At 47.1% G+C, this 13,111-nt stretch carries 12 protein-coding genes and 2 tRNA genes; all 14 read right to left on the bottom strand.

All coding sequences use genetic code 11. From position 1 onward, the window contains the following. Positions 1–15: 15 nt before the first annotated feature. Complete coding sequence (locus NSQ38_RS14885; protein ID WP_091028526.1) at positions 16–690, bottom strand: hypothetical protein; 675 nt, start codon at positions 688–690, stop codon at positions 16–18. 175 nt (positions 691–865) lie between these two features. After that, positions 866–1,033, bottom strand: a complete 168-nt coding sequence (locus NSQ38_RS14880; RefSeq protein WP_165980229.1) for a hypothetical protein — start codon at positions 1,031–1,033, stop codon at positions 866–868. 146 nt (positions 1,034–1,179) lie between these two features. Then, positions 1,180–2,736 (bottom strand): hypothetical protein, encoded by a 1,557-nt coding sequence (locus NSQ38_RS14875; RefSeq protein ID WP_091028523.1) that lies wholly within the window; start codon positions 2,734–2,736, stop codon positions 1,180–1,182. Positions 2,737–2,973: 237 nt separating this feature from the next. Continuing rightward, positions 2,974–3,399 carry a hypothetical protein gene (locus tag NSQ38_RS14870; RefSeq protein WP_062835427.1) on the bottom strand — a complete coding sequence of 142 codons (426 nt, stop codon included), beginning with the start codon at positions 3,397–3,399 and terminating at the stop codon, positions 2,974–2,976. 184 nt (positions 3,400–3,583) lie between these two features. Continuing rightward, positions 3,584–3,657, bottom strand: a tRNA-Ile gene (locus NSQ38_RS14865). Between the two features lie 56 nt (positions 3,658–3,713). After that, positions 3,714–3,787: transfer RNA gene (locus NSQ38_RS14860), tRNA-Met, on the bottom strand. Positions 3,788–3,858: 71 nt separating this feature from the next. After that, a complete protein-coding gene (locus NSQ38_RS14855) occupies positions 3,859–4,050 on the bottom strand; it encodes a hypothetical protein (protein ID WP_047843730.1) in 192 nt (63 codons plus the stop codon). Between the two features lie 106 nt (positions 4,051–4,156). Continuing rightward, the gene (locus tag NSQ38_RS14850; RefSeq protein WP_249912164.1) at positions 4,157–5,608 is read right to left on the bottom strand and encodes an extracellular solute-binding protein; all 1,452 of its coding nucleotides are present in this window, start codon (positions 5,606–5,608) and stop codon (positions 4,157–4,159) included. 20 nt (positions 5,609–5,628) lie between these two features. Continuing rightward, positions 5,629–6,492, bottom strand: coding sequence for an ABC transporter ATP-binding protein (locus tag NSQ38_RS14845; protein ID WP_091028519.1), 864 nt, complete (start codon positions 6,490–6,492; stop codon positions 5,629–5,631). Between the two features lie 2 nt (positions 6,493–6,494). Continuing rightward, positions 6,495–9,413 carry an FtsX-like permease family protein gene (locus tag NSQ38_RS14840; protein WP_339790269.1) on the bottom strand — a complete coding sequence of 973 codons (2,919 nt, stop codon included), beginning with the start codon at positions 9,411–9,413 and terminating at the stop codon, positions 6,495–6,497. Continuing rightward, complete coding sequence (locus tag NSQ38_RS14835; protein ID WP_339790266.1) at positions 9,413–10,522, bottom strand: efflux RND transporter periplasmic adaptor subunit; 1,110 nt, start codon at positions 10,520–10,522, stop codon at positions 9,413–9,415. Before NSQ38_RS14835 ends, NSQ38_RS14840 begins: the two co-directional genes overlap by 1 nt. Further along, on the bottom strand, positions 10,485–11,414 hold the full coding sequence (locus NSQ38_RS14830; protein WP_339790263.1) for an ABC transporter ATP-binding protein: 930 nt from the start codon (positions 11,412–11,414) through the stop codon (positions 10,485–10,487). The genes NSQ38_RS14835 and NSQ38_RS14830 overlap by 38 nt, the downstream gene beginning before the upstream one ends. 290 nt (positions 11,415–11,704) lie before the next feature. Beyond that, complete coding sequence (pyrE, locus tag NSQ38_RS14825) at positions 11,705–12,346, bottom strand: orotate phosphoribosyltransferase (RefSeq protein WP_339790261.1); 642 nt, start codon at positions 12,344–12,346, stop codon at positions 11,705–11,707. Then, entirely contained in the window at positions 12,343–13,083 is a 741-nt protein-coding gene (gene pyrF / locus NSQ38_RS14820; protein ID WP_339790545.1) for an orotidine-5'-phosphate decarboxylase, read from the bottom strand. Before pyrF ends, pyrE begins: the two co-directional genes overlap by 4 nt. Positions 13,084–13,111: the final 28 nt, after the last annotated feature.

The raw sequence follows: 13,111 nt of genomic DNA, 5'->3' as shown, positions 1-13,111 counted from the left end.
TTCATACCCGGTGATTTAACCGGATGGTTCGATGGAGATTTTCAGTTGTTTTTCTTGTGACTCCTGAGGTGACGGGTCTGTATTTTCTCTGTCCAGAAGGATTGTACGAGTACGTGTATCACTTCGGGATGTCAGAACAACCTTTCCATCAGGTGTAATAAAATAGGCGATTGGAATGGAGATCTCGCTATCACGGTACGAACCATCCGCATGGCTTGTCCCCATGACAATACATTGATGCTTCAAGGCGATCTGCCGAGCCTCTTCGACCCACTCACCGTACTGCTCTTCACTGAACATGCCCACACCAATGGAATGCATCACAATGTCCACATTCCCTATATTCTCATTGCCAAATCCTTGCAGGACCAGCTCATCACACAATAAAGTGCTTATTACCCAACCCTGTTCCTGAGCCGTCTCAGCAGGTGTATATTTAGCTTTCTCCAATACAATCTCTCCAGCCTTATTGATGATGATGGATCGGTCCTTTGGACGTTCGTCCAGTCTGCGATGACCTGATACAATCATGGTCCCATATTCAGCCGCCAGGCGGCAAGCGTCCTCTACATTCTGATTCAAATAACCTTCAGGAAAAAATAATACATCTGCATCAGGGTGTTGCTTGAGTTCGGCTTCAAGCTGCAGCAAATCCTGTTCCAGCCTCGGTTGTCCAATAATAATCTTCATCTGGTATCCCCCATTCATCAATAAAAGCCGGTTCATACCTGAATAAGGTACAAAACCGGCTTAAAGGTTGTACGGACAGACAGTGTTCCTGCTCAACGCACTTCGCTTCAAGAGTAATTGTTTCTCATGTTATTGCTCGACGACACAATTACCTTTACAGTTGAATGATATGTAGTTAGGCATTTCTACGTTCAATACTATCATAGATAGCCTGTCCATCATAGCTTCGATCTGTAGCGATATCTTTCACCAATAGGACACTGTCTGCATTTCCAGATAAAATACTCAGTGCCCCCAACACCCAAGCAAATGGATATAATGCAACGGATAACATTTTCTTCATAGCTCTGTCTCCTTTATGTACTATAGAAATAATTGGTTGAATATCCCATTAATACGATGAAGTTCAATTAAAGGTTTCAATTTCTATATAAAAATTACCAATTACATCCAAGATACATATAGGAGACAAGACTTCAATTGTTCCGTTCAGATCAACTCGAAACTCTGGAGCAACGCTGCTGCCTCTTCATGATCAGGTTCCAGAGCTAGTACCTTACGGGTATATGACAGGGTTTCTTCTTCCAGTTCAAGTTCGTAACAGCACACAGCCAAATCGTACAAGACGGCTGGATTATGATTACTCGGGTCTGCAACCAATGATATCTCCAGAAACCGTTTTGCATCCTCATACATATACATCTCATATAACAGCTGCCCTGCCAGAAATGCGAGACCTCCTTGCTGCTCCATCACATAGTAGGAGGACCACATCGTATGAATACCAGACTGAATATCAAGCATTTCCTCATCACTTGCATCAGGAAGAAGACTGGAAATGTGGGTAGCACTGTGAATCAAGAACTCAGCATCATATCCACCCAGACGCCAAAACGGTAAAATATGCTTCAACTCCATACTTTCCATTCGAGAGTCTACCCATTGTTTCATACTGAAAAAGTCATCCGGCCCAAAACGTTCAACAAATCGATGGTAGGCCAGTCGCGTGTTCACATAACTGATCGGTTCGTCCACCATTAACATGCACCCAACGTTCAGATCTTTATAATGATGTGTTGTGAATCGCGTATGTGCTCCCTGTTGTTCCAAGACATATTGAATCGCATGGTAGTTAGCCGTTAAAGAAAAACTCCCGTGCAGAACGAATTCAGGTGGCTCTGCGAACTTCCAGTTATCCAGTCGATGATCCCCTTTATCAGCGGTAATCAACACATAACCTGACTGAGACAGCCTGTTCAACCGTTCGAGACAGGACAAGCCAATTGCGGGAAAAAGGATGTGTGAATCCTCCAGTTCCTCTTTGTACAATGTGATCAGTTCCGAATACGGATAGTTATCTGCACTGTATTCCGGCGCTCGGCGATACTCATAACTCAGCGTCATGTTCTTCAGCATCTCAGCGGGTTCAAGATCATGACGACGATCCGGAGACTGAACAAGCAGATCGCACTCGTAGATCTCGCCATCCCCAATATAGATTAATTCCTGCGGAATGCTGTCAAAAAAGTAATTGGCAATCAACAACAACGGTTGTTTCAGATCACCCGGCCGAATAACTGTACCCGCAACGACCAGTTTTAGCTCCGTATCTGCTACAGCGTCAAAACGCGCAAAATCCACTATACCTTGTTGAATAAAGGATTGCATGGATGGATGCTCTCTCCAACCCCGCACATTCTCCGCTACGAGATCTGTCAATACATATCTGAAAGGAGGTAAATCTATTCCTGCAAAATCCTTTAATTCAATCAGTTTAAGCAGGATTTGGTGTGCCAAACGCCCTACACCCGCCCCAAGTTCCAGAATAGTCACGGTCTCGGTGATCTGTCCCTTATTCGCGAGGTCCTGAAGAAAGCCAAAAATCATCTCTGCATACGCCGTGGCAATCATCGGATTACTGGTAATATATTGAGGGACCTGATTCTCTGTCCAAGCCTCTAGCCCCTTTTGTTCATAATAAGCTCTCTGCCAATCCCAGACTGGAGCTTCGCTGTAACGAAAACGTTGACTTTCATTTGACGTCATTAAAATGGAAACCTGCTTTCTATCACTAATTTCATAAGATTCTCAGATGTTGACGGACTACTTTAGTTCGAATACCATTCAGTCTCTGTAATGCATTATATCATAGAACCCTGCCTACTCGATGAAGTTCAGTTTTCCCCTTTAACTAGAAAAAAACCTGCTTTTGAGGGCAGGTCTGTGATGTCCTTCATTCAAGAAGAATATTGATCTAATTCATTTAGGCAAGGCCGCTGAGCATTAGTCGGAATACAAGACTCCGTCGAAGTTCTCGGGGCCTACACGGATCGTACCCAACAAGTTGGAACTCACAAATGCAGTGTACGTCAATTGAGGTGTAATTGGTGGGTTGAAGTCATCGGCAGAGAAGGTAATAATCTGAGGTGCCAGGATGCTCAAACTAAATGTGGAAGTTGCAGAATAAATAACAGGATCTGTTGGCGCAGTTCCTCTGACAATTGTGATGGTGATACCAACCAGCGCTAAAGGAAGTTGTACAGACACAGTTCCCTTGAACTGCACCCGCGGGTTTGCTCCAATGCCAGCAGTGGTGATCAAACCGATTTGTCCAAATAATTGAGGCGTGTTAATTACAAGGATTGGTATGGCAATTGAGTTAGCCAAACTCGCATTCTGCGAGGTTCTTGCATCAATAAATTGACTCATGAAATCTACCTCCTATGTGTGGGATAGGATAGTATATGCGAGATTTGGTGTACGGCGTGGACATACACTGAATTACGCAAAAAAAGGGCATATTAGAAAGACACTATTAACAAATTACCTTTTTGACTCTAGCACCTAAATGAAGACAGAAAAAAACCCTTGCTAGGCAAGGGTTTTAAGAGTATGGGCCCTACAGGACTCGAACCTGTGACCAATCGGTTATGAGCCGACCGCTCTAACCAACTGAGCTAAGGGCCCTAGACATAATGTATAACGTGCAGATGATGGCTGTGAATCATCCAAGTGAAACTAAATTGCGGGGGCAGGATTTGAACCTGCGGCCTTCGGGTTATGAGCCCGACGAGCTACCGGGCTGCTCCACCCCGCGTCAGTAAGAAATATTAAAACAGCGACTTAATTAATATACACTATCGTCACCCTATAAGTCAAGGGGTAAAGTCAGGGAATAAAACGTACACCATAACGACCTTTACGTGATCGATAAACTTCAACTTCCGCCGGTTCATTATGACCGTAAATCCACCCATCCTGCTCCATACGTTTGGCCAGACATCCTGCCTGAAATTTGGTTGCATACAACTTGCTGAAATATACCCAGTGCATACCGCTCGTCCTTTCCGGAGTCGTCATTTATTCCTGCTTTTTGTAGAATACCCCATTTTCATAAAAATAGCCGCCAAAGATTAAAATCTTCAGCGGCTATATCCTTATCATGATATGACTACTTCATCAAATCTCATTGAAACGTAGCTTTAGGATCCTTTTTCAATTTCTCCAGCATCTCGTTTCCTTTAGCTGCCCACTCACCAAGTGCTTCTTTTGGTGTCTTTTTGTTCTCTAGTACTTGGTTGAAATATTCCATACCTTTTTCATTTACTTGCCATAAACCTGGGGATTTTTGATACATCTTATCCAGATTGGTATTTGTTGGCGGGACCGGCTTCAGCGCATAGAATGCTTGAATGTTATAATCCAAGCCATCTTTTGGCTTAATGAAGCTCTTCCGTGATACCATCTCATAGCTGCTACGTGCTTTGATCTTGGCCCAGTCCTCACTGTTCATGTACTTGATCAATTCCCACGCATCATCCGGGTTCTGAGCCGCACTATTAATCGCCATGAGGTTGCTCAGATAGATGCTGCCTCCAATTTCAGGAGCTTCCGGGTGAACTGGAGGTGTTACAACATCCCAATCCACTTTCGTAAAGTCTTTCATTTTATCCGCATTTTTATTCGCATCAATTAATTGATTAATATAGCTGTAATCACCAATAACCATGGCTGACTTGCCGCTCAGGAATAGGTCACCCTGTACCGGATCGTATCGTCCACTCGGATTCTGATCTTGTGGTTCGTCACCTTTAGGAATAACTTTGTCAATCGCAAGTTTGCTGATGGTGCTCCATACTTTCTCCCATTGAGGAGAATCTACTGTCATCTTCTCTGCTTTGTCATCAAACGTCTTCAGCTGCAACGAGCTGTAGTACTGTTGCATGGAGTAGTACGGCGAACCACCCTGATATGTCGTGAAGGAGAAACCAAATACATGGTCTTTACCTTCACCTTTCGTTAGACGGGTACCCAGATTGAAAATATCGTCCCATGTCATGTTGTCCGTTGGCGGTTCCACGCCTGCTTTTTCAAACATACCCTTGTTATAGAACAAAGCCGATGAAGAGAACGTTGGTGTCAATGCATAGATGCTCTGATCCCCAAGGTCCTTAATTCCCTCCAGTACACTAGGCACGATATCACTGGTATCAAACTTATCTTCCTGCATCAGTGGGTCCAGCTGTTTCACCAGATTCTCCTGAATTAATGATTTCACAGTGGCGGTATCGGCCACGATAACGTCAACCGGGTTATCCCCAGTCATAATCTTCTTCAGACTCTCCATCGTATCCGGGACTTCCGGCTGTTCTTCCGTGTTGCCATAACCATACATGCTGCTCTGATCAACAGCAGCTACAATTTCGATGGTTACATTGGGATGTGTCAATTCAAAAGCATCGGTGAATTGCTGACGGAAGTAACTGTCATCCTGTCCTCCCCACAACGTAGCCACACGTAATACACGCTGCTCCGTATCCTTGGCCTCACTTGCCGTACAGCCAGCAATCAGCGGCAGTGCTAGCGTCGCAGTAGCGATGACAGCCAGCACACGTTTTCCCCACATACTATTCTTCATTTCCCAGTTCCCCCTCTTAATTATCTTGGCGGTGTAATCACAATACGTTCACCGTCAAATTCCAATGTAGCCCGGTTATCAATGGATAAGGCCTCCAGATACTCTTTTGGCACCTGAAGCCGCCCTGCACGGTCAATAATGACAAATGCTTCGTGAATGTCCGGCATACCCGATTCGGACAAGTTATGCTCATCATCCAGATTCGGGTTGCGCTTCACAAACTCGGTACTGGTCAAGCCGTCCCGAATCGCAACGATCCGGTCTACCTTGCCAGCAAGCGTCAAGTCATGGGTAACGATGACAATCGTAACGCCCAGTTCCTTGTTCATTCTTCGGAAAATGCCCATGATTGTATCACATGTCTCGGAATCGACCGAACCGGTTGGTTCATCTGCAAGCAGAATTTTGGGACGATTGGATAATGAGATCGCAATCGCTACCCGTTGCTGCTCTCCTCCTGACAATTGATGCAATTTGTTATGCATCCGATCCTTAAGGCCTACCCATTCGAGCAACTGTTTCGCGTAAGCACGATCACGCTTGCCTCCCAGAATCATGGGAGTCTCTACATTTTCCAATGCAGTGAGATAAGGCAGCAAGTTACGACCGTTATTTTGCCAGATAAAACCTACCGTATGACGTTTGTATTCGACCAATTGGGCGTCTGTCATCTTGAGTAAATCCCAGTCTCCCACAACAGCGGTACCAGCTGTAGGACGATCAAGTCCGCCCAGAATATTCAGCAGCGTGGATTTACCGCTACCGCTGTTACCGATGATAGCCATCATTTCACCTTGATTGACAGTCAGGTTGAGACCCTGAAGGGCAACGACTTCCACATCGCTGGATTTAAAAATTTTGACAAGTCCTTCGCATTGGATCACGTTTACCTCTCCTCTCCCATTTTGACTGCCTGGTGAACTCGCAATCTGCGAATCTGCCAGAGCAACATCGTTGCACCAATGACCAGCATCACCACAGTGACCCCATACAGTTGCAACATATCCTGCTGTTCAAACACAATCCGGAATGGAGGTACCTGAGCAGATACATTATCCGTTGTTTGCAGGAATGGCAGGAATAAACGACTGGATACCTGACCAATACCAATACCTAGCAGGATCGACAGCCCCGCTGTGAACACCTGCTCCAGCAGCAGCATACCGCTTAGTTGTGCCCGGGATAATCCCATGGCCCGTAATACACCAAACTGTACAACACGTCCGGACAGGTTGAAGAACCAGTACAGCACGTATCCAATCAACGAGATAATAACCGATACCAGGAAACCAAGGCTCAGAATCCCGAATACACCACCTCGTGACGGGTGTTTACCCTGAGATACCAATTCGGTGCGGACGTCACGCACAGAAGATAACTCGATACCTTCCGCTGCGAGTTTCTCCATTAATGGAGCCACTTTGGCATCTGGTTCCATTTTCAACCATACCTCATAAGGAATCAGAGGCACCTGATCATAGATATAATCCAGATTCGCCACGAAGAATGGCATCTGATCCGGATACTGGGCTGGCCAGTAAGGAATGATCCCGAACACTACGAATTCAATCGCCTGTCCCTGTACACCCATGGAGACGAGATCTCCAGTTTTGAGTTTGAACTTGTCAGCAAATTTGGAAGAGATCAATACAGCCCCTTCGTATTTACCAAGCAAGTCAAGGTACTTGTAGGGATGTGCCGGAAACAGATCGTTGCGGAACCAAGCCACTTGAGCAAAGTCCACATTATCAATTCCGACCAGCATCCCCTGTCCGCCCGATTTACCAGAGACGATAATATTGCCTTTGGTCTGCAGCACTCGTGCTGCATGTTCCACACCATCTAATCTGCGGAACACTTCGAATGGAGGTTCGGAGTAGATGACTTTGGATGGCTGCGAAGAACCGCCGCCACCTGGAGCACCTCCACCGCCATTGCCTCCGCCGGAACCCCCACCAGCAGAACCTCCTCCTCCATTGCCACCACCTTGTTGACCTCCACCCGTACCGCCATTCTGTCCGGAACCACCGGGTTTAACCTCAGGTGTTCCTTCCCACACTGTCTGCATAATCACATCAGAACCATAACGGTACAAGGTACGCTCAGTTGAATTCAGATCAATCGTCCGAGCCGCAGCCGAGTTGTACACCCCAAGTCCCAATGTCAGTACAAGGAGGATCATCAGCGGATAATATGAAGAAGATGAACGCGATAACTGCGTTAATGTCAGATACAACGGGACCGGGAGAAACTTGCGACCAATCAACTGAATAAGCTTCAATATCCACGGGAACAAGCGCAGGAAGAATAGTCCAAGCGCAAAGATCGCGAGTGCGGGTACAAAGAACAAAAACGGCTGTACCTGCAACTGATCGGTTGTCATTCCAGTCTGAAAGGTCAACATCTGACGTTCATAGAACAGGTAGTATCCATATCCAGCAAGACCCAGCAACACCACATCCAGGAACCAGCGTTGCCATACCGGAGCGCGGTCTGTACGCGCTTGCCGCCGCTTGGCTGATACAATGGTTGCCCGTGCATAGGTGATCGCAGGGATAAGTGATGCGATGATTGCAACAAGGACCGCTGCTACGCCCAGGAAAATAGCTTCTTTGGATACACCGATTGGAATGGACTTCCGATCTACGAACGAGAGAAAACCACTTGCTGAACCGATACTCTTGGCCATAAACCAACCGAGCAACGGCCCAATAACCAGCGCAATAGCGCCTAGAAATATGCCTTCAAGCAGGTAGAGAGAGAAAATCTGCCGAGCTGAAGCTCCACGGCTGCGCAATACTGCAATATCACTCTCTTGCTTCTGTAATGACTGTCTGGCGTTCATCGCAATAAAATAAAAGACCATCGCAATCATCGGTGCTGCCAAGGTAAACAGCATCGTCTGCAATTGCAGACTCTGACTGCGGAACTGCTTGAGCAGATCACCGAAGGTAATGTCCACTTTCGTATCTTTCAACCGCTGATACAGATCGATATCCAGCCTTTCCAGCATGGAAGTCAGACCTGATAATTGGCTGGTTTGAATTTCTTTCAGATCAAAGGCATAATACCAGCGTGAATTTTGAAGTGGAATCCCTTTTTCCTTCAGTAAAACATCATTAAATACCGATTCATCCACATAAAGTCCATTCATCATGCCGTCAAATCCTTGTACCCAGTAAGGGCTGTTCGGATCATCTGCCTTGAAGGACCCCGTAATCTTCACACGTAACGTGATATCAAGACCGCTATACACCGGATATTCCAGAATATCGCCGATATGCAGATCGTTACGGTACATGCCTTCTTCCAGCATGACTGCCTCGATAATGTCGTCTTTAACCTGATTGCCAGGTTTCACTCCGGCAGAGTAATTCACCTGTGCATCCAGCCCACTCATCGTACCCAGACTCATACTGCGTACCCTGCTGGCATCCACTTTGGTTGGATCTTCCGGGCTCACCTCTGTGCTGCGTATAGATCTGGAATTCACATACGTATGAAAAGGAAAACCGATGTCGCGAGGAACATCCTCACGAATATAACGATCTACTTCGTCCAGACCCCGAGTGTCTGTCTTCACCCCACCAGGTGCCTGATAACTCATAAGTAACGAACCGGCTGGTAACCCTTCACTATTATCCTGCAGCGTTTGCGCGACGACCCGTTTCAACGCACCATCGGCATACATTGGAATACTGACGGTGAACGCTACCGCCACAATCAATCCGATCAGTGTGCTGAAGGTCATCCAGCGCGTGTTCCACATTTTGCGGAACAACAACCGAAGCAATGGCAGCCCCATTAGCGTCCCACTACTTTCTGGCCTACGGTCAGACCTTTCAGAATCTCGACATCTGTCGATGTCTGCTGTCCAACTTCAACGTCCACTTCACGCTTGCTGCCATCACTCTCCACGACTTGTACGTACGTTCTTGAACCGATGGAGCGTAAAGCGGATACAGGAATCACAATCGCGTTCTCGGTACGCTGCGTTACAATCGAGACTGATAGTGGTGTGCCACGTTCCACGCCTTTTGGCATTTTGGCAAGTGTAACGATAACATACTTATCCAGCGTTTCCTTGGTTGGAGGCGTACCGCCTTCACCCGCTCCTTCGCCACTGCCGCTTCCCGATGCTTCCACGATAGGCATAACTTTAATTTTGCCAGCGACTTTACCGGCTCCATTAATATCTACTTCTGCCTTCATCCCGGCTGAGAACTTCTCCATATCTTCCTTGGCAAAGGTTGCAGCCACAACCAGATTCGATGTATCCGCAATTGTAGCAATCGGATCATACGCTTTCACAGCTGCACCTTTCTCTACCTGCACAGCAATAACGGTGCCGCCAAACGGAGCAGTCAACGTGGCTTTTCCCAGTTGTTCCTCCAGATCAGCGAGTTCCTGACGTAGTTCTTCAAAAGCAATCGTTGCTTCTTCGAACTCTACCGGGTCCATCTCATCCTTCTTGCGGAGTGTTTCCTTCATTTGAACTTCGGATTTGCGAATAGCCAGTTTCTTGCCACGGATCTCCTTCTCTACACTCTCCACATCGAGGACAGCAAGAAGTTGACCCTTTTTCACTTTATCCCCTGGTTTAACATTCAACTCTTTGACATGCATGCCATCAAGCGTAAAGTACACCTTCTCTTCCCGCTGACTCATCATCTTGCCGCTGCCACTTACTTTTTTCTCCAACGTTTCCGTCCGGACTTCATATTCCGGTTTCTTGGAGATCGTTGGTGGTGTAATTGGCGGAAGCACTTCTTCCTCTGTTTCTGACGGCAGCAATGAGCAGCCGGACATCGTTGCAACCATTATCGCACCAAGTACAATAATCGCTGCGCGTTTCCCCCTCTTCGGAGCGGCCCCTTTACTCGATAAATCTGCCGTCCGCCATTTCATAAACATGGTCCGCAACCTCCAAAATTGTAGGATCGTGTGTAGTCATACATATCGTTACTTGTTCTACTTCAATAATATTGCGGAATACGGCCATGACCTGAGCGCCCATCTTGGAATCCAGTTCCGCTGTAGGCTCATCCGCAAGCAACAATCGGGGTCTATGGGCAATCGCCTTGGCTATAGCCACCCGTTGTTGCTCTCCCCCGGACATCTCGAAGGGCCGGTGCTTCACCCGTTTGGATAGTCCAACCAGGTCCAGACAGTGACCAACCCTGTCCTTCCACTCCGATCTCGGAACATCCGCCATTCGCAGCGACAGTTCTACATTTTCCCAAGCAGATAATAAGGGCATGAGAGCATATGCCTGAAAAATAAAACCAATCTCTTTGCGCCGCAAAGCGGTCCGCCGCCGGTCTCCCCAATCCTGAAGAGGCTGGCCGGAGAACAGAATGTCTCCACTTGAAGGCTGATCCAATCCACCGAGCATATTCAGCAGTGTTGTTTTGCCTGAACCTGATCGTCCCTTCAGCATGACCAGTTGTTGCGGATTCACTTCCATATCAATGCCTTTGAGCACATGGATGATACGACTGCCTGTCTGGAAACTGCGATGCACGTTACGCACCTCGAGGACAGGTCCATCATATGGGGGCAATATGTCTTTCTTCGGTTTAATCTGCTTCTGGGGTTCATCAATGGTAGTGACAGCAGCTGTAGCCACTTCATCTGAAGCGATTTCACTTTCAGGTAACGGAGGTTCACTCGTCGGGCGATCGTCTTCATTGTTGTATGTATTTTCTCCCGAAACCGTCGAGGTCTCCAGCTGTGCTTCCCCCTGTTGAGGTTCATCGCCTGACTGGCTCTTGGCAGGTCTTTTTCTGAGAAATAAATTCTTCATGCCAGCAATCACGCTCATCCTTTCTTGATATCCCGATCACTTCTTCAAAAAACCTAAAAATAGAAATCTGTTCCAACCTACACTGAATTATAAACGACCGATCACAACTAAAAGTTACAAGCTTTTTACAACGGTAGAGGGAAAAAGTTAATATTTTGATGAACAAACGAAAAAAGCACCCCAAAGTGCGGGATGCCTCTTGCATATTCCATGGTTTTGCCGCTATGACGGCAATCATTACAATTTTGATACCGTTCATTCATGAACATTTTTTCGAGGTATCAATGATATTATTTACCAAATGAAGAAGGATCTTCACGCCAGGATTTAAGCAACTCAAAGTCACTCTCCTGAATCGTTCCCTGAGCCAAAGCCACATCCATCAGCGCCGTGTAATTGGACAGCGTCTGAAGTGGAATTCCTGCGTCTTCGAATGCTTTAACACCTTTATCCAGCTGGTAGCTGAAGATGGCAAGTACGGCGAGCGGTGTTGCACCTGCTACGCGTACAGCTTCGGCTGCTTTGATCGAACTGCCACCTGTAGAGATCAGATCTTCGATGACAACCACTTTCTGTCCTTTGGTAATCAGACCTTCGATCAGGTTCTCCTTGCCGTGTCCTTTCGCTTTATCACGAATGTAGGCCATCGGCAGATTCAGTTTCTGAGCCACCCAGGCAGCATGCGGGATACCTGCAGTTGCCGTACCTGCGATAACTTCTGCATCCGGGTATTGGTTACGAATAATCGTTGCAAAGGCCTCAGCGATATCGTTGCGAATCTCCGGATAGGACATCGTTAAGCGGTTATCGCAGTAAATTGGTGATTTGATGCCGGATGTCCATGTAAATGGCTGCTGCGGACGCAATGCCACGGCCTTGATTTTCAACAGTTGGGAAGCAATATGATTCGGAATCTCATTCAGTTCGATCATGCGTTCAACATCTCCTTCAAAATGGTTTCTGCCGCTTCACGCGGATTGGGAGCGCCTGTAATGGGTCTGCCTACAACAATGTAATGACTGCCTCTGGAAATGGCTTCACCCGGCGTCAAGACGCGTGTCTGATCTCCCAGACCACTACCCGCTGGACGGATTCCTGGAGTAACGGTGTGAAAAGCACTGCCACACGCAGCCCGAATTGCGGGCACTTCCAGTGGAGAAGCAACAACCCCATCCAGTCCGGCCTCTTGGGCCAGTCCTGCATAACGGACCACAGCAGCTTCCACACTTCCCGGAATGCCAATCTCGTTATTCATCGTTTCCAGACTTGTACTGGTCAGTTGGGTGACTGCAATGATCTCGGGCTTGCTAAGGGAAGGATCAGCAGCTATAGCTGCCTCAGCACCTTCACGTGCAGCACGCATCATGAGGGCTCCACCTGCTGCATGTACATTGAACATGTCTACACCCAGACGTGTGATACTTTCAGCACCGCCACGAACGGTGTTGGGAATGTCATGCATTTTCACATCCAGAAAAACGGAGTATCCTTTGGATTTCAGCTCCCGAATAAAGTCCGGTCCTGCTGCGTAGAACAGCTGCATGCCCACCTTCAGATAGCAGGGAATACCTTCAAGAGCTTGTACCAATGCTTTCGCTTCTTCTGCTCCAGGATAATCCAGTGCCACCATCAGACGGCCAGCCATTTCATTGAAACTCGCTTGATTCATCACCAGCGCTCCCCTCCACTTGCTCATT

The organism is Paenibacillus sp. FSL R7-0313 (genome assembly GCF_037969885.1).
Lineage (GTDB): Bacteria > Bacillota > Bacilli > Paenibacillales > Paenibacillaceae > Paenibacillus.
Note: the sequence above shows the minus strand (reverse complement) of the source record. Positions and strands in the feature narration are given on the sequence as shown.

Coding starts and splice junctions, on each gene's coding strand:
- NSQ38_RS14885 (WP_091028526.1), bottom strand. CDS start 690: ATGAAGATTATTATTGGACAACCGAGGCTGGAACAGGATTTGCTGCAG.
- NSQ38_RS14880 (WP_165980229.1), bottom strand. CDS start 1,033: ATGAAGAAAATGTTATCCGTTGCATTATATCCATTTGCTTGGGTGTTG.
- NSQ38_RS14875 (WP_091028523.1), bottom strand. CDS start 2,736: ATGACGTCAAATGAAAGTCAACGTTTTCGTTACAGCGAAGCTCCAGTC.
- NSQ38_RS14870 (WP_062835427.1), bottom strand. CDS start 3,399: ATGAGTCAATTTATTGATGCAAGAACCTCGCAGAATGCGAGTTTGGCT.
- NSQ38_RS14855 (WP_047843730.1), bottom strand. CDS start 4,050: ATGACGACTCCGGAAAGGACGAGCGGTATGCACTGGGTATATTTCAGC.
- NSQ38_RS14850 (WP_249912164.1), bottom strand. CDS start 5,608: ATGAAGAATAGTATGTGGGGAAAACGTGTGCTGGCTGTCATCGCTACT.
- NSQ38_RS14840 (WP_339790269.1), bottom strand. CDS start 9,413: ATGGGGCTGCCATTGCTTCGGTTGTTGTTCCGCAAAATGTGGAACACG.
- NSQ38_RS14835 (WP_339790266.1), bottom strand. CDS start 10,522: ATGTTTATGAAATGGCGGACGGCAGATTTATCGAGTAAAGGGGCCGCT.
- NSQ38_RS14830 (WP_339790263.1), bottom strand. CDS start 11,414: ATGAAGAATTTATTTCTCAGAAAAAGACCTGCCAAGAGCCAGTCAGGC.
- pyrE (WP_339790261.1), bottom strand. CDS start 12,346: ATGATCGAACTGAATGAGATTCCGAATCATATTGCTTCCCAACTGTTG.
- pyrF (WP_339790545.1), bottom strand. CDS start 13,083: ATGAATCAAGCGAGTTTCAATGAAATGGCTGGCCGTCTGATGGTGGCA.